Consider the following 25,800-nt stretch of genomic DNA (forward strand, 5'->3'; position numbering starts at 1 on the left):
CGGCCACGACGGCGGCCGGATCGTCTGCGAGGGCACCCCCGCCGCCCTCGTCACCGACCGCTCCACGCTCACCGGCGAGCATCTCGCCGCCTACGTCAGCACCTGACCGAGGCCCGCACGGGCATCGCGGGACGAGGAGATCGGTGCTAGGTCGACCGGGGGTCCGAGCCGAGCAGCTGCGGCAGCCAGAACAGCACCGCGGCGGCCAGCGCGGTGGCCACCAGGAAGCTGCCGGTGCCGCCCTCGCCGACGTAGGCCCAGAGCAGGCCGAGCACCGGGGCGAGGAACGGCAGCACGCCGTCCGCGCGGGCCTGCCGGGCCATCCCGATGTCCGGGGCGGCCGGGTCGACGCCCACCTGCCGCAGGTCACCGCGCGGGGCGCGGTCGCGCAGCCGGCCCGCCGGCCACACCTCGGTGCCGCCGACCACCGGCAGCACCAGGCGGTCCCGGCCGGTGTTCCCGTGCACCGTGATCCCGCTGTCCGGGGCCAGCCGCTCCAGCTCCGGCGCCCAGTGCACCGGTAGCCAGCGGAGCCCGGCCGGCGTGGCCAGCTCCAGCCAGCTGCGCACGACCAGGCCCTGCCGGCTCACCACGTGCGTGGCACGCACGGAGCCGGCCGGACGGCGGCGAAGCCGGGGCCGGCCGAGCAGCCGGCCGGCGGTGAGCGCGGTGACTCCGGCCAGGACGACGAGCAGGGCGACCAGCCCGAAGACCAGGTCGGCGACCGAGCCCGAGGCGGCGTCCCCGTCGGCGTGCACCACCACCGGTCCGTGGTCGTCAGCGGGGTCTTCCGCGGGGTCCTCGTCGGGGTCGTAACGCACGGTGAGCGCCGCGCCGGACGGGACGTCGGCCGGGCGGCGCAGCACCAGCTTGCCGGTCCGGTCGCGGCCCTCCGCGTCCCGGAAGGTCACCGTCAGCCCGCGGCCGTCCGGCGGGCCGCCGTCCGCGCTGACCGTGGCGGGCGCCGAGGCGGTGGCGGCGGCCAGCGGAGCCCGGGCGCCCGGCAGCCGGGCGGCGAGCACGCAGACCGCGACCAGGCCGACGACCAGCACCGGGACCAGCCCGAGCAGCAGCTGGCGGACCGCGCGGCGGTGCCGGCGCGGCCGGGTCGGGGTGCTCATCGCCGGCCATGCTCCCAGGCCGGGCGGCAGCGACCGGGTGTCCGCCGACGGCGCGGGTGTCCCGCCCGGTGCGGCGGGCTGGCTAGGCTGCTCGCCGTGGCCAGCATCGACGCAGTCGGCGCGCGAGAGATCCTCGACTCGCGCGGAAACCCCACCGTGGAGGTCGAGGTAGCCCTCGACGACGGGACGATCACCCGGGCAGCCGTCCCGAGCGGTGCCTCCACCGGCGCCTTCGAGGCGGTGGAACTGCGCGACGGCGGAAGCCGGTACAACGGCAAGGGCGTGACGCAGGCCGTCGACGGCGTGCTCGACGTCATCGGTCCCGAGCTCGTCGGCTTCGAGGCCTCCGAGCAGCGGCTGGTCGACCAGCGGCTGATCGACCTCGACGGCACGCCGGACAAGTCCCGGCTGGGCGCCAACGCCATCCTGGGCGTGAGTCTCGCCGTGGCGAAGGCCGCGGCCGAGTCCGCCGGGCTGCCCCTGTTCCGCTACGTCGGCGGCCCCTCGGCGCACCTGCTGCCGGTGCCGATGATGAACATCCTCAACGGCGGTGCGCACGCCGACAGCAACGTCGACGTCCAGGAGTTCATGATCGCCCCGATCGGGGCGGCGACCTTCGCCGAGGCGCTGGCCGTCGGCACCGAGACCTACCACGCGCTGAAGTCGGTGCTGAAGAAGCGCGGCCTGGCCACCGGCCTGGGCGACGAGGGTGGCTTCGCCCCGTCGCTGCCCAGCAACCGGGACGCCCTGGACCTGATCGTGGAAGCGGTGGAGAAGGCCGGCTACAGCGTCGGAACCGACATCGCCTTCGCCCTGGACGTGGCCGCCACCGAGTTCCACACCGACGGCGGATACGACTTCGAGGGGCAGACCCGGTCGGCCGGGTACCTCGTCGACTACTACAAGAGCCTGGTCGACGCCTACCCGATCGTCTCGATCGAGGACCCCCTCGACGAGGAGGACTGGGACGGCTGGGTGTCGATGACCGAGGCGCTCGGCGACCGCGTGCAGATCGTCGGCGACGACCTGTTCGTCACCAACCCCACCCGGCTCGCCGACGGCATCGGCCGCGGCGCGGCCAACGCGCTGCTGGTGAAGGTCAACCAGATCGGCACGCTCACCGAGACCCTCGACGCGGTCAACCTCGCCCACCGCTCCGGGTACCGCTCGATGATGAGCCACCGCTCCGGCGAGACCGAGGACACCACGATCGCCGACCTGGCGGTGGCCACCGACTGCGGCCAGATCAAGACCGGTGCCCCCGCCCGCAGCGAGCGGGTCGCCAAGTACAACCAGCTGCTGCGCATCGAGGAGGAGCTCGACGACGCCGCCCGCTACGCCGGCGCCGCCGCCTTCCCGAGGCTGGCTGCCGCCCGGTCCGCATGAGCACGTCGGCCCGTACCCGGCCGGGGAGGGCGGGGGGCAGCCGCCGCCGGGCCTCTTCCCGGCCGGTGCGGGCCGGCGCGCGCGGCGCGGTGGACAGCCGGCCGGGACGGCGGAGCACCCGCGGCCCGGCCCGCAGCCCCGGCCAACCCCGGCGCGGCCCCCGGTTCACCGGCCGGGCGGTACTGCTCGGCGCCCTGGTGCTGCTGCTCGCGATGACCCTCGCCGGACCGGTGCGGCAGTACGTCGCCGGCCGCCAGGAGCTGGCCGAGCTCGCGGCCCAGCAGGACGCGCTCACCCAGCGGGCCGCGGACCTGCAGGCCCAGCTGGATCGGCAGGCCGATCCCGCCTACATCGCGCAACGGGCCCGGGAACGGCTGACCTACGTGCTGCCCGGTGACCGGCTCGTCGTGGTGGGCGACGTCGGCGACGCCGGTACCGGCGCCGGCGACGAGGAGCTCCCCGCCCCGGGCACCGGCCGGGGCGCCCCGGTTCCCTGGTACACGGCGCTGCTGGAGTCGGTGGCCGCCGCCGACGGGTGACGGACCCCCTCGCCCCCACCACCGTGCTTTTTCGGGCTCAAGTACGCGTGCTTGAGCCCGAAAGAGCACGGGGTCAGGGGGAGGGGGCGTGCGGGGGCGCGGAGCGCCTGCCGCAGACTCGACCGGGTGAGTCACCCCGGAACCCGCCCGCCGCAGCCGGAACCCGTGTCCCCGGCCGAGCGGGCCGTCATCGGCCGGCAGCTCGGCCGTCCGCCCCGCGCGCTGGTCGGCGTCGCCCACCGGTGCCCGTGCGGCCAGCCCGACGTCGTCGAGACCTCGCCGCGGCTGGAGGACGGCACGCCCTTCCCGACGCTGTACTACCTCACCTGCCCGCGGGCGACGGCGGCCGCGAGCCGGCTGGAATCCACCGGCCGGATGCGCGACTGGCAGGACGACCTGGCCGCCGACCCGGAACTGTCGGCGGCCTACCTGGCCGCGCACGAGTCGTTCCTGGCCACCCGTGACGCTCGCGACGTGCTGCCCACCCGGGCCAGCGCGGGCGGGATGCCCGACCGGGTGAAGTGCCTGCACGCGCTGGCCGGGCACGCCCTGGCCGCCGGGCCCGGGGTGAACCCGATCGGTGACCGGGCGGTCGAGGAGATGGGCCGATGGTGGACGGCCGGGCCGTGCGCCGTGCCGTCCGCTGCTCCTCCGGCCCAGCCCGCCACCCCCGCCGACGGGGCCGCCGGCCGGCCGAGGAGTGGCGCGTGACCCGGGTCGCCGCCATCGACTGCGGCACCAACTCGATCCGGTTGCTCGTCACCGACGTCCCGCCTGAGGGGCCGCACCGCGACCTGCTGCGGCGGATGGAGGTCGTTCGTCTCGGCGAGGGCGTCGACGCCACCGGCCGGCTGGCCCCGCAGGCGATCGAGCGCACCCGGGGCGTGCTGGCCCAGTACGCCGCGCAGGCCCGCGAACTGGGCGCCGAGCGGGTCCGGATGGTCGCCACCAGCGCGACCCGGGACGCCGCCAACCGGGCGGAGTTCGAGGCGATGGTCATCGCGACGCTCGGGCAGCTGCCCGACGTGGCCACCGGGGTGGAGGAGGCCGGGCTGTCCTACCTGGGCGCCACCGCCTCGCTGGCCACCGCGGCCGCCGCCCACGGGAGTGCGGCGCCACGGCCGCCCTACCTGGTGGTCGACATCGGCGGCGGCTCGACGGAGTTCGTGCTCGGCGACGCCTCGGGCGTGCGGGCGGCCCGCTCGGTGGACGTCGGCTGCGTCCGGCTCACCGAACGGCACCTGCGCAGCGACCCGCCGCCGCCGGACGAGGTGCAGGCCGCCGAGGCCGACATCCGGGCGGCCCTGGCGCAGGTGGCCACCGACGTGCCGGTCGGCGAGACGGCCACGCTCGTCGGGCTGGCCGGCTCGGTGACGACGGTGGCCGCGCTGGCCCTGGGGCTGCCCGCCTACGACGCGACGGCCATCCACGGGTCGCGGATCCCGGTCGGCGCCGTCCGGTCGGTGACCGCGGGGCTGCTCACCGCCACCCGCGCCCGGCGGGCGGCCCTGCCGGTGATGCACCCGGGCCGGGTCGACGTCATCGGCGCCGGTGCCCTGGTGCTGCGGGTGGTCATGGACGCCTTCGATCTCGACGAGGTCGTGGTCAGCGAGCACGACATCCTCGACGGCATCGCCCTCCGTCTCGCGCGTTCCTGACGCCGCCCGCGGCCCGAAGGACCCCCTCCTCCCCACCCCTCGCAAGCTCGGGGCGGTGCCCTGGCGGGGGCCTACGCGGCGCTGTCGGCGTTCAGGCCGGGCGGCAGCTTGCCGGTCAGCTTCTGGTAGGTCGCCGCCGCGCCCCGGGCGGCGACCAGCCGGGCGGAGGCGTACAGCACGCCGGTGGCCGCCGACCAGGCCAGCGCGTCGGGCCAGGTCACCCCCGGTGCCGCCGGGTTCTTCGGCGGCGGGTAGCCACGGAGCCTCAGCCACGCCGAATCGGCCGCCTTCTTGACGACGATGCCGCTGGGGATGGCCATCCCCAGCCCGAGCACCTTGTACAACAGCGGGGTCTTGACCTTCTGCTTCTTCGCCACGACGGCGATCATGCCGTGGGGGGCGCTGCCCCGCTCGCTCCGTTCCGTGCTGTGCTGTCGGCATGGCACGCGACGCCGACGGCTACCCGGTCACCGCCAGCCCGGCGGGCGTGCGGCGGAGCGCCGCCGCCACCCGCGACCTCGCCGTCCTGGACGAGCGGATCTCGGGCTGCCGGGCCTGCCCGCGCCTGGTGCGCTGGCGGGAAGAGGTGGCGATGGTCAAGCGGGCCTCCTTCCGCGGCGAGGACTACTGGGGCCGGCCGGTACCGGGGCTCGGGCCGGCCGACGCGCGGATCGCCGTCGTCGGGCTGGCCCCGGCGGCGCACGGCGGCAACCGCACCGGCCGGGTGTTCACCGGTGACCGCAGCGGTGACTGGATCTTCGCCGCGCTGTGGCGGGCCGGGCTGGCCAACCAGCCCACCTCCACCCACCTCGGCGACGGGCTCGAGCTCACCGACGTCCGGGTCTGCGCCTCGGTGCGCTGCGCTCCGCCGGCCAACGCCCCCACGCCCGGGGAGCGGGACACCTGCTCGCCCTGGCTGGCCCGCGAGCTGGAGCTGCTGCCCCGGCTGCGGGTGGTCGTCGTGCTCGGCGGCTTCGGTTGGACGGCGCTGTGGCCGGTGCTGGGCGCCGCCGGGTACGCGGTTCCCCGGCCGCGGCCGGCCTTCGGGCACGGCGTCGAGGTTCCCCTGGCCGGTCCGCGACGGCCGCTGACCCTGCTGGGCAGCTACCACGTCAGCCAGCAGAACACCTTCACCGGCAAGCTCACCGAGCCGATGCTCGACGCCGTGCTGGCCCGCGCGAACGAGCTGGCCGCCGGCGGGGGGACGACCTCGTCGTCGGGTCGCGGACCGGCCGGACGCGAATAGGGTGGTCGCATGGCCAAGCGACCGGTGATCCTGATCGTGGGTGGTGGCTACGTCGGCCTCTACACCGCGCTGCGACTGCAGAAGAAGCTGAGCCGCGGGCGGGCCGACGTCATCGTGGTCGATCCCCAGCCGCACATGACCTACCAGCCGTTCCTGCCCGAGGCGGCGGCCGGGTCGGTCGAGCCGCGGCACGTCGTCGTGCCGCTGCGGCGCACCCTCGACAAATGCCGGGTGATCACCGGCGCCGTCACCGGGCTGACCCACGCGGACCGGACGGCGCAGGTCACCCCCGCCGTGGGCGATGCGTTCGAGGTCCGGTACGACGTGCTGGTCATGGCCGCGGGCTCGGTCGCGCGCACCCTGCCGATCCCGGGGCTCCGGGAACGCGGGATCGGCTTCAAGAACGTCGGCGAGGCCATCTACCTGCGCAACCACGTGCTCGCCCGGCTGGACGCGGCCAGCTCCACCGACGACCCGGCGGTGCGCCGCAAGGCGCTCACGTTCACCTTCGTGGGGGGCGGCTACGCCGGCATCGAGGCGTTCGCCGAGCTCGAGGACATGGCCCGGTACGCCGTTGAGCGCGACTACCCGCGGCTCACCCCGGAGGACATGCGCTGGGTGCTGGTCGAGGCGACCGGCCGGATCCTGCCCGAGGTCGACCTGGACATGGGGGAGTGGACCGTCCAGCAGCTCATCGCCCGGGGGATGGAGCTGAAGCTGGAGACCCGGCTGGAGTCGGTGACGGCCGACGGCATCGTCACCACCGGCGACGGCGACTCCTTCGCCAGCGACACCCTCGTCTGGACGGCGGGCACCAAGCCGCACCCGATGCTGGCCGCCACCGACCTGCCCCTCGACGAGCGGGGCCGGGTGTGCTGTGAGGCGACGCTGCAGGTCGTCGGGATGGACGGCGCGTGGGCCGCCGGCGACCTGGCCGCCGTCCCGGACCTGACCAAGGACGAGCCAGGGGCCACCACCGCGCCCAACGCCCAGCACGCCGTCCGGCAGGCCAAGCAGCTGGCGGACAACATCGTCGCGGTGCTGGCCGGGCAGGAGCCGGCGCCCTACCGGCACGCCTACGCCGGTTCCGTCGCCAGTCTGGGCCTGCACAAGGGCGTCGCCCAGGTCTACGGCGTCAAGCTCAAGGGCTGGCCGGCCTGGATGATGCACCGCCTCTACCACGTCAGCCGGGTGCCCACCTTCAACCGCAAGGTGCGGGTCATCGCCGACTGGGCGCTGGCGTCGGTGTTCCGGCGGGAGGTCATCTCGCTGGGCCAGCTGCAGGATCCCCGCCACGAGTTCCTCGCCGCGGCGACCGGCGGTGCGCCGCTGCCGCCGCCGTCCGACGGCGACAAGGCCCAGTCCGGTGGGGGCCCGGCGGCCCGGGCCGGCTGAGCGGGCCGCCCCCGGTTCGGGCGCCAGGGTAGTTTCCGTCCCCGGTGTGGCCCCCGTAGCCCAATCGGCAGAGGCAGGCCCCTTAAAAGGGTTCCAGTGTCGGTTCGAACCCGACCGGGGGCACAGCGTGACGACGTGCCCGCTGGGTCGCCGAGCCCGACGTCACCTGCCGCAAGGTGGTTGACGGTGCACCGACGGCAGGAGACGGTCCCGGCGCGAGCCCGAGCATTCGGGCGTACGCCGACGAACAAGCGAGGCCGTCATGGTGCCGATCGCCCTCCGCAGCTGCGCCGACCCGGCTCGCGGGAGTTGAGGTGTCCCGTGCGTGGGCCCGTCGGCTGACGTGCGCCGCTGCCGCGCTGGCCGTCGGGCTCTCCCCGCTCGTCGTGACGACCACCGCGGTCGCGGCCGAGGACCCCGCCGTCGAGGCGCCCGCGCCGGAGTCGCCCGCGCCCGCCGAGGGGGCTGAGCCGCCGCTGGTCAGCGGGGTGGAGGCCAGCAAGGCCGCCCTGGTCCGCATCGAGACCTCGGCCGTGGCGGAGATCGTGCACATCGACCACTCGTCCGGCGACGTCGACCTGGTCCGGGGGCGCTACTCGGTCCCGGTCGCCTCCGGAACGGGCGTGTTCGTCTCCGCGGACGGCGTCATCACGACGGCCGGCCGGAACGTGATCCTCGACGAGAAGCAGGTCGGGATCTCCGCCGCCAACCAGCTGTTCACCGACCAGCTCGCGCAGACACTGGTCGGCAACGACGGTGACCTCTCCCGGCGCGCCCGGTCGACCGATCCCCGGTGGGACCCGCACCTCCAGCACTGCTACGACCGGGTGGACCACTGCGTGCTCTTCACGGTTCCCCAGTACGAGGTGTTCCCGTACACCACGACCGGGGTCAGCGCCCCGGCCGACCTGATCACGGCGCCCGGTGGGCCGGCCGACGTGGCGGTGCTCCGGATCAGCGGCGGCGGCGGAACGCCGACGGCGGAGCTTGCCCCGGCCGACCGGCCGGCGCCCGCGGAGGCGCTGCTGACCGGGTTCGACCAGCTCCCGCGCCCCGACCTCGCGGCCGCCACCATGCCGGTGCGGGCGGACGCCGCGACCGGTGGCCTCAGCGCCGAGGGCGATCTCGGCGGGGCGCTGGGCAACGGGATGACCGGGGGCGCCGTCCTCGACCCGGCCACCGGCGAGCTGGCCGGGCTGGCGACGACGGCGGACGACGGTGCCCCGCTGCTCATCCCGGCCGGGGCCGTCCGCACCGCGCTCGACGCCGCCGGCACCTCGCCGGACCCCTCGGAGTTCGACGCGGTGTTCCGCCGGGGCCTGGACCACATGGCCAGCGGGCACACGCCCGGCTCGGCCGTCGGCGCGTTCGAGGAGTCGCTGACCTACTACGACTCGGCGCTGGCCGACCAGTACCTGCAGCGGGCGCGGGAGCAGGCGGGCGCATCGGGCCAGGCGGCCTCGGCTGCCGGCGCGGACGACGGTGGATTCCCCGGCGGGCCGATCGGGTGGCTGGTCCTCCTGCTCGTCGCCGTCCTCGTCGCCGTGGCCGTCGCCCTGCTGCTCCGTCGCCGCCGCGCGGCGGCCGGCCGGCGCGGCGGAGGCGGTCCGGGCGGCGGTGCCCCGGTGCCGTCCGGACCGGCTCCGGGCCCGCCCGGGGCCGCGGCCCCCACGGCCGCTGCGGCCGGTGGCCTGACCGCTGCCCGCCCGGCCGGCTCGCCGGCCGGAGAGGTGCCACCGCCGCTGGACCCGACCGCCGAGGGGCGGAAGCCGGAGCCGGTCAGCGCGGCGGTGTCCGCGGTCGGCGCCGGGTCGTCGGCCCCCGGGGGCACGACGATGATCGCCCGGCCACCGCTGCGGGGCGCCCCTCCGGCCGCGGTACCCGGCGCCGGGTCGCCGCCCCGGCCGGCCCCGCGCAGCGGCGACAGCGCAGCGGGCGCCGCGGTGCCCGGCTCGGCCGGCCAGCCGGCCTTCTGCAGCGACTGCGGGCAGAAGCTGCGGGACGGCGCCCGCTTCTGCGGCGCGTGCGGTGCCCGGGCCGACTGAGATGGTGTCCCCGTTGCTCCTGCTCGAGCCGGGTGCGCAGTTCGGGAGCTACCTGGTCGAGTCGGTCGTCGGCCGCGGTGGGATGGGGGTGGTCTACCGCGCACGGGACACCCGGCTGGACCGGCCGGTCGCCCTGAAGCTCCTGGCACCGGAGCTCACGGTCAACGCCACGTTCCGCGCCCGGTTCGTCCGGGAGTCCCGGCTGGCCGCCGCCGCGGACCACCCGAACATCATCCCGATCTACGAGGCGGGGGACGCCGACGGGCTGCTGTACCTGGCGATGCGCTTCGTGCGCGGCGTCGACCTGCGGGCCGACCTCGACCGGCGGACGCTGCTGCCCGTGCCGGAGGCTCTCGACGTCCTCCGGCAGACGGCGGCCGCGCTGGACGCCGCGCACCAGGCAGGCCTGGTGCACCGTGACGTCAAACCGGCCAACATCCTGCTCGCCGACGCCCCGCCCGGGGTCCGTCGCCACGTGTACCTCACCGACTTCGGTCTGACCAAACGCTCGTCGTCGGTCTCCGGGCTGACCACGACCGGCCACTTCCTCGGCACGCTGGACTACGTGGCACCCGAGCAGATCCGCGGGGAGCCGGTCGATGCCCGGGCCGACGTGTACGCGCTGGCCTGCGTGGCCTACGCCGTCCTGACCGGGCGCCCGCCCTTCGACAAGGACGACGAGGCCGCCATCCTCTGGTCGCACATGTCGGCGGAGCCGCCGCGGGCCAGCGCGATGCGCCCCGAACTGCCGGCCGCCCTGGACTCCGCACTCGCCGCCGGCCTGGCGAAGGCCAGGGAGGACCGCCCGCCCAGTTGCGGCGCGCTGGTGGCGCTGCTGGGCGGGGCCGAGCCGGGGCCCGGCGCGCCGCCGCGGGGACGACGGGGCATCTGGCGCGGCCGCCAGGGCTCCACCGGGCTGCCGGCGCCGCGGTCGGGCTCGCACCCCGGCCCGGCCGCGGACCCGGCACCGGCCTCCTCCCTCGCCCCGGGGCACGCGTCGGCCTCGGCGCACGCGCCGGCCCCGGACGCGGCTCCGGATCTGGCGGTCGCCGCGGACGCCGCCCCGCCCGGTCGCGCACCGGCCCGCCGGCGGCTCGGCGGCCTCCGCCACGTGCTGGCCGTCGCGGCGGTGCTGGCGGTGGCCGTCGCCGCCGGCCTGGTGGTGCTGCCGCGGGGCGGGGAGGACTGGGGGCAGTTCAGCGACCCCGGGCTGCCGTACACCCTCGAGGTGCCGGCGGACTGGACGCCACGGACGATGGACGCCGGTGACAGCACGGTCACCGTGCTCGCACCGACCGACCTCCTCGGCCTCTTCGCCGACGATCCCGCCGCCATGGCCGCGGCGGCGGAAGCCGCCCGCAGCGATCCCGGCTCGGTGGTCGGGCTGGCGATCTACCACCGTCCCCGGCTCGACGGGGCCTCCCTCCGGTCGGTGGTGGGGTCCGCCCGGGCGCTCCTGCCGGGAGCCGAGGGGACGCTGACCCCCCGGGGCAGGGCGCCGGTCGGGGAGCTCGAGGCCGAGGTCATGACCGGCTCCTTCGCCCTCTCGGCCGAGCAGAGCCTGCGGGTGCGGGTGCTGGCGGTCGAGTCCACCCCGCACCAGCTGTTCGTCTTCTTCGCCCCGCCGGCGGTGTTCGCCGAGACCTCCGGGACGTTCGACCGGGTCGCCGGCTCGCTGCGCACCACGGGTTGACGCGAACTCGAGGAGGAGGGGCCATGACGCGGACTCCCGACGTGGGGGAGCGAGTGCTGCACATCGTCGGTGAGGGGCGTGCCTGGTCCTTCCGGCCGGCCCAGCCGGTGGTGGTCGGCCGCGACCCCAGCTGCGACGTCCACGTTCCCGACGCCCTGGTCAGTGGCATGCACCTGGGCATCCGCTGCGACGGGAACGGCTGGCTGCTGCGCGACCTGGGCAGCCGGAACGGCACCTGGGTCGACGGGGTGCCCGAGCAGCGCGCCCGGGTGGCGCCCGACCGGGAGGTCAGCGTCCGGGTCGGCGGCCAGGACGGCCCCGAGCTGCGCCTGAGCTGCGCTCCCGCCGCGCCGGCCGACGAGCAGCTCCCCGCGGCCCGGCGGGTCATCGTGGTCGGCCGCGATCCTGCCTGCGACGTCGTCGTGGCCACCGATCCGCTGATGTCCCGGCGCCACGCGGCGGTGGAGACCGGCGCCGAGGCGGCGCTGACCGACCTGGGCAGCTTCAACGGCACCTACCTCAACGGGCACCGCGTCTCCGGCCGGACGCCGCTGGCGGTCGGCGACAGCGTCGGGGTGGGCGGGACCAGCTTCCGGTGGGACGGGCGCACGCTCAGTCCGGTGGGCGTCCAGCAGGCGGCGCTCGTCGCCCGGCACCTGGCCGTGACCACGGCGAAGGGCACCCGGCTCCTGGACGACGTGACGCTCACCGTGCGCACCGGGGAGCTGGTCGCCGTCATCGGGCCGTCCGGCGCGGGCAAGTCGACGCTGCTGGGGGCCCTCACCGGGCTGCGCCCCGCCGGCGCGGGCCGGGTCACCTGGAACGGGCGCGACCTGTACGAGGAGTACGAGCAGTTGCGGTTCTCCGTCGGCCTGGTGCCCCAGGACGACATCCTGCACCGGCAGCTCACCGTGCGGCGGGCCCTGGACTTCGCCGCCCGGCTCCGGCTGCCACCGGACACGTCCGCCGCCGAGCGGGACCAGCGGGTGCGGGACGTGCTCGCCGAGGTGCGGCTGACCCCGCAGATCGACCAGCGGATCGACTCGCTGTCCGGTGGGCAGCGCAAGCGCATCTCGATCGCGCTGGAGCTGCTCACCGCACCACAGATGCTGTTCCTCGACGAGCCCACCTCCGGGCTGGACGCCGGGCTGGACCGGCAGGTGATGGAGGGGCTGCGCGTGCTGGCCGATGCCGGCCGGGTGGTCCTCGTCGTCACGCACAGCGTGCTCGCCCTCGACCAGTGCGACCGGGTGCTGCTGCTGGCGCCGGGAGGAAAGGTCGCGTTCTACGGGCCGCCCGAGCGGTTGCTGCCCTTCTTCGGCGTTCCCGACTTCCCCGGGGTCTTCGCCGCCCTGGACGACCCGGCCTGGGTGACCCGGTTCGCCGAGTCCTCCGTGCGCCGGGCCTACGTCGAGCCCACCTCCACCGGAACGCCCGCACCGGTACCCGCGGGGCATGCGCCGGTGCCCGCGCGGCCGGCGCCGCTGCGCCAGCTGGTCACCCTCATCAGACGCAACCTCGCGGTGGTGGCCGCCGACCGGCTGTTCCTGGTGCTCCTGCTGGGCATGCCCCTGCTGCTGGCCGCGATGGCGCACGCGTTCCCGGGGGAGGCCGGGCTGTCGATGGAGCGGGCGGGCGGCAACCCGCACGAGCCCACCCAGCGCATGATCGTGCTGGTCGTCGGGGCGGCTCTGATGGGCACCGCCCTGGCGGTGCGCGAGCTCGTGGCCGAGCGGCCGATCTACCGCCGCGAGCACGCGGTGGGCCTCTCGCCCGCGGCCTACCTGGCCAGCAAGGTGGTGGTGCTGGGCGGCTGCGTGGCGCTGCAGTCGCTGGCGTTCACCCTGCTGGCGCTGGCCGGGCTGCCCGGACCCGACGACACCCGGCTGCTGCCGTGGGGGCGGCTGGAGGTCGCGGTCGCGGTGGCCGGGGTCGGCGTGGCCATGTGCATCGCCGCGCTCGCCGTCTCGGCGCTGGCCCGGTCGGCCGACCAGACCATGCCGGCCCTGGTGGCCCTGGTCATGTGCCAGCTGGTGTTCTGCGGCGGGCTGTTCCCGCTGTCCGGGCGCGTGGGGCTGGAGCAGCTCGGCTGGGTGCTGCCGGCCCGCACCGGGTACGCCGCGACGGCCTCGACGGTGGGCGTGCAGCCCCTGGGCGGGGAGCAGACCGAACCCCTCTTCGAGCCCACCACCGGGCAGTGGTTGGTCGACATCGGGCTGCTGGCGGCGCAGTCGGCGGCCTTCCTGGCCCTCGCCGCGTGGGCGCTGTCGCGGTCGGTGGCCCGGGGGGAGGCCGGCCGCTGACCGCTCCGGGGCCACCCGTCCGGAGGACACCGGCCGGGTCAGGAACGCGCCGGGGCCCTGCGACGTTGGACTGACAGCGTGGGGTGGACCAAGCTGAGCCCCACGGACCGACCAGTCACCTCGAGGAGATGACGATGCCCAGCAGCAATCCGGCCTTCAGCCGGGGGTTCCCCGCCGCCGGCAACGGCCAGTACGCCAGTTGGGGCACCGCCCCCCAGCAGACGTACGGCGGGGCGCCCACGCAGCACGACCCGTACACCGCTCCGTCGCCGTACGCGGCCACGAGCACCACCTACCTGACGATGGACGACGTCGTCACCAAGACCGGCATCAGCTTCCTGGTGACCGTCCTGGCCGCCGCGGCGGTCTGGGCGATGCCGGGCGAGGCGGCCTGGGGCCTGGCGCTCCCGGCGGTCCTGGTGGCCTTCGTCGTCGGTCTGGTCATCTCGTTCAAGCAGATCGCCAGCCCGGTCGCCACGCTCGCCTACGCCGCCCTGATGGGTGCCGGCCTCGGCGCGATCAGCGAGGCGTTCAACAGCATCTACCCCGGCATCGTCATGCAGGCGATCATCGGCACCTTCGGTGTCTTCGGCGGCATGCTGCTGGTCTACAAGACCGGTGCCATCCGGGTCACCCCCAAGCTGACCCGCTGGATCGTCGGCGCCATGATCGGCGTCCTGGTCCTGATGGTGGCCAACCTGATCGGCGGCCTGTTCGGCGCCGACCTCGGCCTGCGTGACGGCGGCCCGGTGGCGATCATCTTCAGCCTCGTCGTGATCGGGGTGGCCGCGTTCTCGTTGCTGCTCGACTTCGACATGGCCGACGAGGCGATCCGCCGCGGTGCCCCCGCCAAGTTCGCCTGGTACATCGCCTTCGGCCTGCTGGTCACGGTCGTCTGGCTGTACCTGGAGATCCTGCGTCTGCTCAGCTACTTCCGCGAGTAAGAGCAGGACCACACGACCGTGGCCCGGTCCCCGCGAGGGGACCGGGCCACGGTCGTTCTTCAGGACAGGCGCTCGACCACCATCGCCATGCCCTGGCCGCCGCCGACGCACATCGTCTCCAGGCCGAACTGGCCGTCCCGCGCGCGCAGACCGTTGAGCAGGGTGCCGGTGATCCGCGCCCCGGTCATGCCGAACGGGTGGCCGACGGCGATCGCGCCGCCGTGCACGTTCAGCTTGTCGATGTCGATGCCCAGGTCGCGGTAACTGGGGATCACCTGCGCGGCGAACGCCTCGTTGATCTCCACCAGGTCGATGTCGGAGATCGACATGCCCGCCCGGGCCAGCGCCTGCTCCGTCGCCGCGACCGGGCCGTAGCCCATGATCTCCGGCGACAGGCCGGTGACCCCGGTGGAGACCACCCGGGCCAGCGGCGTGATGCCGAGCTCGCGGGCCCTGGTGTCGCTCATGACCACGAGGGCGGCGGCCCCGTCGTTGAGCGGGCAGGCATTGCCGGCGGTGACCCGGCCGTCGGGACGGAACACCGGCTTGAGGGCCGAGATGGCCTCGATCGTGGTGCCGGCGCGGGGGCCGTCGTCCGCGCTGACCACCGACCCGTCGGGCAGCGTGACCGGGGTGATCTCGCGGGCCCAGAAACCGTCCGCGATGGCCTGTTCGGCACGGTTCTGGCTGCGGACAGCGAACTCGTCCATCTCCTGCCGCGAGACGTCCTTCAGCAGCGCCAGGTTCTCCGCCGTCTGCCCCATCGCGATGTAGGCGTCGGGGAGCTCGCCGTCCTCCCGCGGGTCGCGCCAGCTCTCCGCACCGCTCTCGGCGGTCTTGGCGACCGTGGCCTGGGCGGCGCTGAACCGCGGGTTCTGGGTGTCGGGCAGCGAGTCAGAGCTGCCCTTGGCGAACCGGGACACCATCTCGACGCCGGCGGAGACGAACACGTCGCCCTCGCCGGCCTTGATGGCGTGCAGCGCCATCCGGGTGGTCTGCAGCGACGAGGAGCAGTAGCGGGTGACCGTGGTGCCGGGCAGGTGGTCCATGCCGAGCAGCACCGCGACGATGCGGCCCATGTTGTACCCCTGCTCGCCGCCGGGCAGGCCGCAGCCGAGCATGAGGTCGTCGATGTCGGTGGGGTCGAGCTGGGGCACCTGGTCCAGCGCGGCGCGCACGATGGTGGCGGCCAGGTCGTCGGGGCGCAGGTCCTTCAGGGAGCCCTTGAACGCCCGCCCGATGGGTGAGCGCGCGGTGGCGACGATGACGGCTTCGGGCATGGGTCCTCCACGATGAGGCGCCACCGGACGGGCGGCGACGGACGTCGGGTCGACGCCGAACCTACTCCCCGGTAGGCGGCTCAGCCGGGTCGCCGGAGGCGGCCGGACGAGCCGTTCCCCCGGGGGCGGCGATGGCCGGCGGACGGCGCCGCCGCAGCCGCGCCCAGGGCCCGCGGGGGCCGGTCTCCTCGCCGCGCACATCGGTGGCCTGCACCTCGGTACCGGTGCGCCCGGCGGCACGGGCGGCGGCCTGGGCGACCGGACGGACGGTGTCCCGGCGCATCCGCAGGCCCCGGTCGGCTGCGGCCGGCCACACGCCGACGGCGTCGGCGACCGAGGGCAGCAGCACCGCGGCGGCGGCGGCGTACCCGGCCGCGGAAGGGTGGAACTCGTCGCTGCTGAACAGCTCCCGGTCGGTGGCGAACTTCGGGCCGAGCACGGAGCCCAGCGACACCGTCCGGCCGCCCTCGGCGACCACGGCGATCGTCTGGGCGGCTGCGAGCTGCCGGCTCCAGCGCCGGGCGAGGACCCGCAGCGGCTGACGGATCGGCCGGATCGTGCCGAGGTCCGGGCAGGTGCCGACGACGACCTGGCAGCCGGCGGCGACCAGCACCCGGACCGCCTCGGCGAGGTTGCGCACCGAGTCGGCGGGGCGGGCCCGGTTGGTGACGTCGTTGGCCCCGATCATGATCACGGCCACGTCGGGCTCCTCGGCCAGGGCCAGTTCGACCTGTGCGGCCAGCCGGGCCGAGGTGGCGCCGGTGCCGGCCAGCCGCACGAACCGGACGGGCCGTTCGGCGAGCTCGGTCAGCGCCGAGGCGATCAGCACGCCGGGGGTCTGCTCGGCCCGGTGGACGCCCAGCCCGACGGCGCTCGAGTCGCCGAGCATGGCCAGCACGATGGGCCTGCCCCGGCCGCTGCCGTAGCGCCCGTTGCCGTTGGGCGGGTCGGCCGGCGCCCGCCGGACCTCGATCGTCCGCCGGGCGTCCCGGGCCTCATGGCGCAGCAGACCCACGAGCGCGGCGCCGGCGATGCCGAGGCCGCCGCCGCCGTACATGGCGCCGGTCACCAGCCGCCGTGCCCTGCTCGCGCGTGTCACCCCGTCCGCCTCTCCCTCGCAGGTGCCGCCCTGGAGCAGCGGCACCTGATCAGCAGGCTAGCCACCGCCTACGGTGGGGCCGTGCCCGACCGAGCAGACCTCACCCCTTCCGACGACGGGGCCCGACGGCAGCAGATCGTCGACGTCCTGGTGGACGCCTTCGCCGACCTGATGACCGCCGACGCCGACGCCTTCCGGACCAAGTTCCGCAAGATGGCTGCCGACCCGTTCGCCTTCTACCGCGGATCGGCACCGCTCTTCTACGCCGACATGGTGGCGATGGGCGACCGCTGGTGCGACGAGCGGACGTCGCGGGTGTGGATCCACGGTGACCTGCACGCGGAGAACTTCGGCACCTACATGGACAGCATCGGGCGGATCGTCTTCGACGTGAACGACTTCGACGAGGCCTGTCTCGGCCACGTCAGCTGGGACCTCCGCCGCTTCGCCGCCAGCCTGGCGCTGCTGGCCTGGCGCAAGGCGCTGTCCGACGACGTCATCGCCGAGCTGATCGGGATCTACCTGGCGGCCTACCTGGACCAGGTGGAGGCGTTCCGGACCGCCGACGACGACCGCGACTTCGCCCTGCTGCGGGAGAACACCGAGGGGGCCGTCCACGACCTCGTGCTGTCCACCGCCGAGCGGACCAGGGTGGGGCTGCTCGACCGGTTGACCGTCATCGAGGACCACCGGCGCCGCTTCGCCGACACTCCACGGCACCGCCGGCTCGACGAGGCCGAGCACGATCGGGTGCTGGCCGCCATCGAGCGCTACCGGGAGACCATCCCGCCGGGCAAGCGCCGCCGGGACATCGCCTACGACGTGAAGGACCTGGTGGGCACCGGCGGGTTCGGCATCGGCAGCGCGGGGCTGCCCGCCTACACGGTGCTGCTCGAGGGCTACGACCAGGCCCTGGAGAACGACGTCGTCCTGTCGATCAAGCAGGGCGGGGTGCCGGCGGCCGGCCGGGTCCTCGCCGACGCGGGGTTCGCGGCCTACTTCGCGCACGAGGGGGAGCGCACGGCGGCCAGCCAGCGGGCGCTGCAGTCGCACGCCTCGCCCTTCCTGGGCCACACCGAGATCGACGGCGTCGGCTTCGTCGTGTCCGAGCTCTCGCCCTACGAGCGGGACCTGGAGTGGGACGACCTGACCGAGCCGGCCGAGATCGCCCCGGTCGTCGCCCAGCTCGGGCGGGCCACCGCCAAGACGCACTGCGTCGGGGACGCCGACAGCGACCACACGCTGGTCGACTTCCAGACCGAGGAGGCGATCGCTGCGATGGTCGGGAACCGCCGCGCGGAGTTCGTTGCCGACATCGTCGACTTCGCGCACGCCTACGCCCGCCGGACCCGGGAGGACCACCGGTTGTTCGTCAACGCCTTCCGGGCCGGGGAGATCCCGGGAATCAGCTCCAGCGGGACCCAGCCGCTCACCTGATCGGCAGCTCCACGACCATGCCGCGGTGCGGGCCGACCGGGCGCAGGTCGTAATCGCCGGTGACGACGGTGAAGCCGATCCGCTCGTAGAAGCCGACGGCGGCCGCCCGGGCGTCGCACCAGACGAGGTCCGCGCCGCGCTGGACGACCCGGGTCAGGCCCTCGGCGACCAGCGCGCGGCCGGCGCCGAGCCCGCGGACACGGGGATCGGTGGCCATCCCGCGCAGCTGCCACGGGGCCTCGGCCTGCCGCCATGGGCAGTCCCGGGGGTGGAAGCGCACGACGCCGACGATCTCGCCGCCGTCCAGCCGGGCGGCCAGGTGCAGGGCGTACGGGGCGTCGTCCCCGTCGATCTCCGGCGGGCGCCCATGGCGGAGTTCCTGGGCGCGCAGCGGGTAGGTGGCCGCGGCGTCGACCTGCTCGACGGTGATCATGCCCGGACTCGCCTCGGTGCTCACGGGTCCATTCTCCCCGACGCCGTCCAGACGGCCCCGGTTCAGGTGGTGGTCCTTTCGCTCACCGAGATCGCCGCCCCCTTCGGACCCGCAGCAGAAGGACCTGCTCCTCCCCAGCCCTCGCAAGCTCGGGCCGGGCCCCGGGAGCAGGCCTCACCGAGATCGCCGCCCCCTTCGGACGCGCAGATAATCGGCGACGACGAACTCGCCCAGCCGTTCGCTGTCCGGGGTGAACACCCGTCCGCCGGCCCGCGCGGTGATGTCGTGGACGAAGTCGACCAACCCGGGCTCGGGGTCGAGGGCGAAGACGTTGAGCGTGGCCCCGGAGCGGGCGCAGCGCTCCACCTCCGCGACCGTCCGGGCGATCGTCTCGGGCATCGGCGGCCAGCAGAAGTAGGGGGTGCCGTCGTCCTCGAGGTGTGCGGTCGGCTCCCCGTCGGTGACCACCAGGATCACCGGCTCGGCGTCCCGGTGCCGGGCCAGGAACCTGCGGGCCAGCATCAGCCCGTGCTGCAGGTTGGTGCCCTGCAGGGTGTCGACCGACAGCTCGGCGAGGGTCTCCGGGCGCAGCACCTGCGCGGTCGAGGAGAAGCCGATGATCTCGATCGCGTCCTGCGGGAACCGGGTGGTGACCAGCGAGTGCAGCGCCATCGCGGTCGACTTGGCCGCGCCCCAGGTTCCGCGCAGCGCCATCGAGTAGGACAGGTCGACCAGCAGCGCGACCGCGGCCCCGGCGCGCCGCTCGGTCTCCACCACCTCGAAGTCCTCGACGGCGATCTGCACCCGCCGCTGGCCCTCCTCCCGCGGCTCGCCCGCCTGCCGCAGGACCGCGTTGCGGACGGTGCGGACGACGTCCAGCGGCTGCTCGTCGCCGAACCGCCACTCCCGCGAGCTACCGGTCAGCTCCCCGGCCGACCCCGCGTCGGTGACATCGTGGTCGCCGCGGCCCGCCGACGACAGCGTGGCGAACACCCGGCGCAGCGCGGTGGCCCCCAGCCGGCGGACGGCCTTGGCGGACAGTTCGAGCCTGCCCTCCGAGCGCTGCAGGTAGCCCTGCCGCTCGAGCTCGCGCTCCAGCCGGCGCAGCGCCGCCAGGTCGTCCAGCGCCGGGCGGCCCAGCGCCTGCTCCAGCAGCTCCTCGTCGACATCGGCCAGCGATGCCCCGGCGTAGCCCTGGGACAGCTGCGAGGACAGCGCCTCCAGGTCGGCGAGCTCGGCGACGGCGGTGGTCGCGTCGCCGAGCCCGAGGCCCTGTTCGCCGTCCGGCAGCGGCCCGCGCTGGCCCCACGGCAGGTCGGGCCGTGCCTGGCGCAGCGCATCGGACAGGTGTGACATCTCGCTCTGCAGCCCGAGGTCGCCCATCGCCTGGGCCATCAGGTCCTGCAGCTCGGCCCGCTGGTCGGCCGACAGCCCGGCCATCATGCGTTCCTGGGCGGCCGCCCGGCGGGCCAGCGAGTCGATCAGCTCGTCGACCGACTGCGGGTCGTCGGGGAAGAACTGGCCGTGCCTGCTCATGAAGTCGGCGAACTGCTGGTCGGTGTCCTCGCCCCGGTTGTGCGCATCGACCAGCGCGGACAGGTCCGCGACCATGTCCTTGACCGCCTGCATGGCGGCGCCGTCGCCGTCCTGCATCTGCTGCAGCGCCTGCTTCATGCCCTGGAAGGAGCTGTCGAGCACCTCCTGGCGGAGCAGGTCCTGGATCTGCTGGTAGGCCGCGGCGGCCTCCGGCGAGCGCCACCGGTGGTCCTTGAGGGCGCGGACGGCGCCGGCGGTGTCCTGCGGCAGCGAGTCGAGCTCGGCCTCGGCGAGCCTGGCGGCGTCGTCGGGGTCGGGGAAGAGCTCGCGCCGCTCGGCGGCAACGGCGCGGTCGAGCAGCTCCCGGACCTCCTCCAGCGTGCCGTCCATCCGCCCGGCCTGGCGAGCCTGGCGCAGCCGGTCACGGACCGAGCGGCGCAGCTGGTCCAGACCCGGGCGGCCGTCGACCCCGCGGCGCAGCAGGTCGCGCAGCGCCTCGCGCACGCCGCTGCCGCCCAGCACCGAGTCGCCGAGCTCGTCGACGGCGGCGGCCACGTCGTAGGGCGGGGCCAGCGGATCGGGCCCGCCGTGCCAGCGCCCGTACCGGTACCCCTTGCCAGGGCGGCGCACCATCAGTCCTCCTCGCTGGCGCTCGTCGGCCGACGGCCGACCGCTCTGCTCATGGACGAGCTCGCAAGCTGGCTCATCTAGGCCCCGTACACGGTGCGACCGCCGTCGGTGTCCTTGGCCAGCCGGCGGGTCAGGTACAGCCCCTCCAGGGCGAACTCGACCGCGGCGGCGGCCTGCTCGGCGGCCTGCTCGCCCTCCGGAACACCCACCCGGCCCAGCAGCTCGGCGAGCTTCGGGATGGTCCCGAGCTGCCCCAGCAGGGCGGCGGCGGGCACCAGGTCACCGGACTCGACGACGTCGCCACCGGTGAAGTGTTCCTGCAGGCCGGTCAGGTCGAGCCCGCCGCAGCGGGCGCGGAACGTCTGCGCGGTGGCCTGCCGGAGCAGGTGCTCGAGCACCTCGACCTCCCGCTCGTCGTCGGGGTCGGAGCCGGCGTCGGCGAACTCCACCTTGCCGCGGCTGGCCGGCACGATGGCGGGCAGGTCGACCACCCGGGCGACCGGCCGGGTCTCCCCGGCGACCGCCGCGCGGCGGACGGCGGAGGCGGCGATCGTCTCCAGCCCGGCGATGGCGAACCGGGCGCTGACCCCGGAGCGCTGGTCGACGTGGCTGGACTCGCGCACCAGCCGGGTGAACCGGGCGACGATCTCCACCAGGTGCTCGGGGACGACGGGGGCGTCGAACCCGCCGGGCCCAGCGGCCGCCCCGAGCCACGTGGTCTGCGCCTCCTGGTGCAGCAGCCGGATCTCGTCGGCGAGCTCGAGCGGGTAGTGGGTGCGCACCTCGGCGCCGAACCGGTCCTTGAGCGGGGTGATGATCCGGCCGCGGTTGGTGTAGTCCTCGGGGTTGGCGCTGGCCACCAGGAGTACGTCCAGCGGCAGCCGTACCCGGTAGCCGCGGATCTGGATGTCTCGTTCCTCGAGCACGTTCAGCAGCGCGACCTGGATCCGCTCGGCGAGGTCGGGCAACTCGTTGATGCTGAAGATGCCGCGGTTGGTGCGCGGGACGAGCCCGTAGTGCACCGTCTCCGGGTCGCCCAGGGTGCGGCCCTCGGCCACCTTGATCGGGTCGACGTCACCGATCAGGTCGCCCACCGAGGTGTCGGGGGTGGCCAGCTTCTCGCCGAAGCGGTCGCTGCGGTGCAGCCAGCCGACCGGGGTGGCGTCCCCGTGCGCGGCGATCTGCCGCCGCGCCCAGACGCTGATCGGAGCGAGCGGGTGCTCGTTGAGCTCGCTGCCGACCAGCACCGGCGTCCACTCGTCGAGCAGGCCGACCAGGGTGCGGATCAGCCGGGTCTTGCCCTGGCCCCGCTCGCCGAGGAGCACCAGGTCGTGCCCGGCGATCAGCGCCCGCTCGACCTCGGGCAGCACGGTGTCCTCGAACCCGACGATGCCGGGGAGGGTGGGCTCCCCGGCGGCGAGCCGGGCGAGCAGGTTGGCGCGGATCTCGGCCTTGACCGGCCGGGGCGTGGCTCCGCTGTCGCGGAGCCCGCCCAGCGTGGTGGGAGCGGGGGCGGGAGCTGCGGCGTCCGTCACCTCGTCCACGGTACGACGGTGGTGCGCCCTGTCGTCCTCCGGACGACGCCGCGACCAACTGCCGTCCCCCGGCACGGCAGCCGTCGTCCGGTCCTCCTCGACGCCCGGGTGCTGCGATGATCGCGACATGCCCGCTGCCGCCGTCCCCCTCGTGACCGGTGCCGACGTCGAGTCGGCCGCGGAGCTGCTGCGCGGCGTCGTCCGGCACACCCCGCTGGAGCACTCGCGGGCGCTCGCCGACCGGGTCGGCGGCCCGGTCTGGCTCAAGTGCGAGAACCTGCAGCGGGCCGGGTCGTTCAAGATCCGCGGGGCCTACACCCGGATCTCCCGGCTCGGCGACGCCGACCGGGCGCGGGGTGTGGTCGCCGCCAGCGCCGGCAATCACGCCCAGGGCGTGGCCCTGGCCGCCCGGCAGCTGGGCGCCGGGGCGACCGTATTCATGCCCGAGTCCGCGCCGCTGCCGAAGGTGGCCGCCACCCGGGGCTACGGGGCCGATGTGCGCCTCGGCGGGCCGACGCTGACCGAGGCGCTGCTCGCTGCGACGGAGTTCGCCGAGGAGACCGGCGCGGTTCTCATCCACCCCTTCGACCACCCCGACGTGATCGCCGGACAGGGCACCGTGGGCCTGGAGGTGCTCGAGCAGTGCCCCGACGCCGCCACCGTGGTCGTCTGCACCGGCGGTGGTGGGCTGGTGTCCGGGATCGCCGCCGCGGTCCGGGCCCGCCGGCCGGACGTGCGGGTGGTGGCCGTGCAGGCGGCCGGGGCCGCTGCCTTTCCGGCCTCGCTGGCCGCGGGGCGGCCGGTCCGGCTGGCGTCGATGACCACCATGGCCGACGGGATCGCCGTCGCCGCCCCCGGCGACCTGACCCTCGCCCACGTCGCCGGCCTGGTCGACGAGGTCCGCACGGTCAGCGAGCACGACCTCTCCCGCGCCCTCCTGTTCTGCCTGGAGCGGGCCAAGCTGGTCGTCGAGCCCGCCGGGGTGGCCGCGGTCGCCGCCGTGCTCGCCGATCCCGCGGCGTTCCGGCCGCCGGTGGTGGCGGTGGTCTCCGGCGGCAACATCGACCCGCTGCTGATGCTCAAGGTGGTGCAGCACGGCATGGCCGCCGCCGGCCGGTACCTGTCGCTGCGGGTCCGGGTGCCCGACCGGCCGGGATCGCTGGCCGCGCTGCTCGCCGAGCTGGCCGGCCTGGCGGCCAACGTGCTGTCGGTCGAGCACGAGCGGACGACGGCGCAGCTGGATCTCGGGGAGGTGGAGATCGCGGTGCACGTGGAGACCCGCGGCCCCGACCACGCCGCGCACGTGCTATCCGCCCTGGGCACCGCGGGGTACGCCGTCCGCGCCGACTGAAGAAGTCGAAGGACCCCGTCCTCCCCGCCCCTCGCACGCTCGGGGCGGGCCCCTGGACGGGGCCGTGCCCCCCACCGCTCGCGAGCTCGCAGCGGGACCGTGCAGAGCGGCCGTCTCCCGGCCCGACCGATGAGTTCGGCCGGTCGCCCCGGTCCGGTACCCGAGCGCCGTACCCGGCGCCGGAGTCGAAGGAGATGACGTGCAGCTGCTGCCCCGGCCCGCCGGGCCGGAGAAACCAGTTCGGAACTGTCGGTGGGGAGCCCTAGCGTGCCTGGCATGACCAACGCCGTCGTCGTCGAAGGCCTCGTCAAGCGGTTCGGTGCCACCACCGCGCTCGACGGGGTGGGGTTCACCGTCGCCGAGGGCACCGTGCTGGGGCTGCTGGGGCCCAACGGCGCCGGGAAGACGACGGTGGTGCGCATCCTCAGCACGCTGATGCGGGCCGATGCCGGCCGCGCCGAGGTGGCCGGCCTGGACGTGGTCCGGCAGGCCGGTGAGGTCCGGGCCTCGATCGGGCTCACCGGGCAGTACGCCGCGGTCGACGAGTACCTCACCGGGAGCGAGAACCTGGAGATGGTCGGGCAGCTCTACCGGCTGGGCAAGCGTGAGTCGCGGGCCCGGGCCGGGCAGCTGCTCGAGCGGTTCGAGCTCACCGACGCCGCCCGCCGCCCGGCGAAGACGTACTCCGGTGGCATGCGCCGCCGGCTGGACATCGCCGCCTCGCTGATCGCCCGCCCTCGGGTGCTCTTCCTCGACGAGCCGACCACCGGGCTCGACCCGCGCAGCCGGCTGGGCATGTGGGAGTTCATCGCCGACCTCGTCCAGGACGGGACGACGATCTTGCTCACCACCCAGTACCTGGAGGAGGCCGACCGGCTCGCCGACCGGATGGTGGTCATCGACCGCGGCCAGGTCATCGCCCGCGGCACCGCCGACGAGCTGAAGGCCCAGGTCGGTGGTGAGCGGCTGGAGCTCACCGTGGCAACCGTCGAGCAGCTGGTCCTCGCCGCCGAAGCGCTGCGCCCGCTGGCGCAGGCCGAGATGCGGCGGGACGAGCAGACCCGGCGGCTGTCGATGCCGGTGAGCGGAGGCACCGAGACACTCGCCGAGGCGCTGCATCGGCTGTCGGCCACCAGCGTGCAGGTCCTCGACATCGGCCTGCGCCGCCCCGACCTCGATGATGTCTTCCTCACCCTCACCGGGCACGCCGCGGAGGACGCGGCCCCGCCCACCGATCCGGCCGATCCCGTCGAGCCATCGCTTCCCGTCGGTACAGGAGCACCCCGATGAAATACCTGACAGCGCGGCAAGGCCGTTCCGCTCCCGCGCCGGAGGCAGGTCGATGAGCACCGTGGCCCAGACGATCTCCGACAGCGTCACCATCACCCGGCGCAACCTGATCAAGGTCAAGCGCGTCCCCGACCTGATCGTCTTCGCGACGCTGTCGCCGATCATGTTCGTGCTGCTGTTCCGCTACGTGTTCGGCGGCGCGATCCAGGTACCCGGCGACGTCCCCTACGCGGAGTTCCTGCTGCCCGGGATCTTCGCCCAGACGGTGGTGCTCGGGTCGACCGTCACCGGCGCCAGCATCGCCGAGGACCTGCAGAAGGGGCTCATCGACCGGTTCCGGTCCCTGCCGATGTCCCGCTCGGCGGTGCTCATCGGCCGCACCGTCGCCGATCTCGGCCTCAACGTCATCTCGATCGTCGTGATGGCGCTCACCGGCCTGGTCGTGGGCTGGCGGATCAGGTCCTCGGTGCCCGAAGCGGCGGCGGGCTTCCTGGTCCTACTCCTGCTGGCCTTCTCCATCAGCTGGCTGATGGCCCTGGTCGGTCTCCTGGTCCGCACCCCCGAGGTGGTCAACAACGCCAGCTTCATGGTGCTCTTCCCGCTGACGTTCATCGCCAACACCTTCGTTCCGCTGGAGAGCTTCCCCCCGGTGCTGCGCACCTTCGCCGAGTGGAACCCGGTGTCCGCGGTCGTCCAGGCGGCCCGCAACCTGTTCGGCAACACCCTCCCCGGTGCGCCGGTGCCGGACGCCTGGTCGCTGCAGCACCCGGTGCTCTACACGGTGCTCTGGACCGCCCTGATCCTGGTCGTGTTCGTGCCGCTGTCGGTCCGGGCCTATCAGCGGACCTCCACCCGCTGAGAAAGGTCGAAGGACCCCGT

At 74.8% G+C, this 25,800-nt stretch carries 21 protein-coding genes and 1 tRNA gene; 15 read left to right on the forward strand and 7 right to left on the reverse strand.

The window, feature by feature from the left end; all coding sequences use genetic code 11:
- Positions 1–146: 146 nt before the first annotated feature.
- Positions 147–1,121 (reverse strand): hypothetical protein, encoded by a 975-nt coding sequence (locus ACYVG5_RS12695; protein WP_222049561.1) that lies wholly within the window; start codon positions 1,119–1,121, stop codon positions 147–149.
- 96 nt (positions 1,122–1,217) lie between these two features.
- Here ACYVG5_RS12695 and eno point away from each other — a divergent pair, with 96 nt between their 5' ends.
- From eno to ACYVG5_RS12715, 4 genes are all read left to right on the forward strand, one after another.
- A complete protein-coding gene (gene eno, locus ACYVG5_RS12700) occupies positions 1,218–2,507 on the forward strand; it encodes a phosphopyruvate hydratase (protein ID WP_222049562.1) in 1,290 nt (429 codons plus the stop codon).
- Positions 2,504–3,046, forward strand: coding sequence for an FtsB family cell division protein (locus ACYVG5_RS12705; RefSeq protein WP_246630693.1), 543 nt, complete (start codon positions 2,504–2,506; stop codon positions 3,044–3,046). Before eno ends, ACYVG5_RS12705 begins: the two co-directional genes overlap by 4 nt.
- Before the next feature lie 126 nt (positions 3,047–3,172).
- Positions 3,173–3,757, forward strand: coding sequence for a DUF501 domain-containing protein (locus ACYVG5_RS12710; RefSeq protein ID WP_222049563.1), 585 nt, complete (start codon positions 3,173–3,175; stop codon positions 3,755–3,757).
- Positions 3,754–4,704: a Ppx/GppA phosphatase family protein gene (locus ACYVG5_RS12715; RefSeq protein WP_460683233.1), complete on the forward strand. Its 951-nt coding sequence runs from the start codon at positions 3,754–3,756 to the stop codon at positions 4,702–4,704. Before ACYVG5_RS12710 ends, ACYVG5_RS12715 begins: the two co-directional genes overlap by 4 nt.
- Positions 4,705–4,775: 71 nt before the next feature.
- On the opposite strand, the gene ACYVG5_RS12720 is transcribed toward ACYVG5_RS12715, so the two are convergent.
- Positions 4,776–5,081, reverse strand: coding sequence for a DUF4235 domain-containing protein (locus ACYVG5_RS12720; RefSeq protein ID WP_460683234.1), 306 nt, complete (start codon positions 5,079–5,081; stop codon positions 4,776–4,778).
- 62 nt (positions 5,082–5,143) lie between these two features.
- Here ACYVG5_RS12720 and ACYVG5_RS12725 point away from each other — a divergent pair, with 62 nt between their 5' ends.
- From ACYVG5_RS12725 to ACYVG5_RS12755, 7 genes are all read left to right on the forward strand, one after another.
- Complete coding sequence (locus ACYVG5_RS12725) at positions 5,144–5,950, forward strand: uracil-DNA glycosylase (protein ID WP_222049565.1); 807 nt, start codon at positions 5,144–5,146, stop codon at positions 5,948–5,950.
- Positions 5,951–5,959: 9 nt separating this feature from the next.
- Positions 5,960–7,345 carry an NAD(P)/FAD-dependent oxidoreductase gene (locus ACYVG5_RS12730; protein WP_222049566.1) on the forward strand — a complete coding sequence of 462 codons (1,386 nt, stop codon included), beginning with the start codon at positions 5,960–5,962 and terminating at the stop codon, positions 7,343–7,345.
- Between the two features lie 49 nt (positions 7,346–7,394).
- Positions 7,395–7,468: transfer RNA gene (locus ACYVG5_RS12735), tRNA-Leu, on the forward strand.
- A 191-nt stretch (positions 7,469–7,659) separates the two neighbouring features.
- Positions 7,660–9,390 (forward strand): zinc-ribbon domain-containing protein, encoded by a 1,731-nt coding sequence (locus ACYVG5_RS12740; RefSeq protein WP_222049567.1) that lies wholly within the window; start codon positions 7,660–7,662, stop codon positions 9,388–9,390.
- Between the two features lie 4 nt (positions 9,391–9,394).
- Positions 9,395–11,083, forward strand: coding sequence for a serine/threonine-protein kinase (locus ACYVG5_RS12745; protein WP_460683235.1), 1,689 nt, complete (start codon positions 9,395–9,397; stop codon positions 11,081–11,083).
- Between the two features lie 23 nt (positions 11,084–11,106).
- Entirely contained in the window at positions 11,107–13,386 is a 2,280-nt protein-coding gene (locus ACYVG5_RS12750) for an ATP-binding cassette domain-containing protein (RefSeq protein WP_222049569.1), read from the forward strand.
- Positions 13,387–13,520: 134 nt separating this feature from the next.
- Positions 13,521–14,330 carry a Bax inhibitor-1/YccA family protein gene (locus ACYVG5_RS12755; RefSeq protein ID WP_222049570.1) on the forward strand — a complete coding sequence of 270 codons (810 nt, stop codon included), beginning with the start codon at positions 13,521–13,523 and terminating at the stop codon, positions 14,328–14,330.
- A gap of 59 nt (positions 14,331–14,389) precedes the next feature.
- On the opposite strand, the gene ACYVG5_RS12760 is transcribed toward ACYVG5_RS12755, so the two are convergent.
- Both ACYVG5_RS12760 and ACYVG5_RS12765 read right to left on the reverse strand, forming a co-directional pair.
- Positions 14,390–15,610, reverse strand: coding sequence for an acetyl-CoA C-acetyltransferase (locus tag ACYVG5_RS12760; protein WP_222049571.1), 1,221 nt, complete (start codon positions 15,608–15,610; stop codon positions 14,390–14,392).
- A gap of 61 nt (positions 15,611–15,671) precedes the next feature.
- Positions 15,672–16,709, reverse strand: coding sequence for an SGNH/GDSL hydrolase family protein (locus tag ACYVG5_RS12765; RefSeq protein WP_222049640.1), 1,038 nt, complete (start codon positions 16,707–16,709; stop codon positions 15,672–15,674).
- Positions 16,710–16,790: 81 nt separating this feature from the next.
- Here ACYVG5_RS12765 and ACYVG5_RS12770 point away from each other — a divergent pair, with 81 nt between their 5' ends.
- Positions 16,791–18,146, forward strand: coding sequence for a DUF2252 domain-containing protein (locus ACYVG5_RS12770; RefSeq protein WP_460683236.1), 1,356 nt, complete (start codon positions 16,791–16,793; stop codon positions 18,144–18,146).
- Here ACYVG5_RS12770 and ACYVG5_RS12775 read toward each other — a convergent pair.
- The 3 genes from ACYVG5_RS12775 to ACYVG5_RS12785 form a co-directional block, all read right to left on the reverse strand.
- Positions 18,139–18,603, reverse strand: coding sequence for a GNAT family N-acetyltransferase (locus ACYVG5_RS12775; protein WP_222049572.1), 465 nt, complete (start codon positions 18,601–18,603; stop codon positions 18,139–18,141). The two genes, ACYVG5_RS12770 and ACYVG5_RS12775, sit on opposite strands and share 8 nt — an antisense overlap.
- Before the next feature lie 150 nt (positions 18,604–18,753).
- Positions 18,754–20,748, reverse strand: coding sequence for a VWA domain-containing protein (locus ACYVG5_RS12780; RefSeq protein WP_222049573.1), 1,995 nt, complete (start codon positions 20,746–20,748; stop codon positions 18,754–18,756).
- Between the two features lie 74 nt (positions 20,749–20,822).
- The gene (locus tag ACYVG5_RS12785; protein ID WP_222049574.1) at positions 20,823–22,289 is read right to left on the reverse strand and encodes a sigma 54-interacting transcriptional regulator; all 1,467 of its coding nucleotides are present in this window, start codon (positions 22,287–22,289) and stop codon (positions 20,823–20,825) included.
- A 118-nt stretch (positions 22,290–22,407) separates the two neighbouring features.
- Between ACYVG5_RS12785 and ilvA the strand changes: the two genes are divergently transcribed.
- The 3 genes from ilvA to ACYVG5_RS12800 all read left to right on the forward strand — a co-directional run bounded on the left by ilvA (position 22,408) and on the right by ACYVG5_RS12800 (position 25,780).
- Positions 22,408–23,631 (forward strand): threonine ammonia-lyase, encoded by a 1,224-nt coding sequence (ilvA, locus tag ACYVG5_RS12790; protein ID WP_222049575.1) that lies wholly within the window; start codon positions 22,408–22,410, stop codon positions 23,629–23,631.
- A gap of 276 nt (positions 23,632–23,907) precedes the next feature.
- Positions 23,908–24,921, forward strand: coding sequence for an ATP-binding cassette domain-containing protein (locus ACYVG5_RS12795; RefSeq protein ID WP_222049576.1), 1,014 nt, complete (start codon positions 23,908–23,910; stop codon positions 24,919–24,921).
- 52 nt (positions 24,922–24,973) lie between these two features.
- Positions 24,974–25,780, forward strand: a complete 807-nt coding sequence (locus ACYVG5_RS12800; protein WP_222049577.1) for an ABC transporter permease — start codon at positions 24,974–24,976, stop codon at positions 25,778–25,780.
- The last annotated feature ends 20 nt before the right edge of the window (positions 25,781–25,800 follow it).

This window comes from Modestobacter lapidis (genome assembly GCF_054780755.1).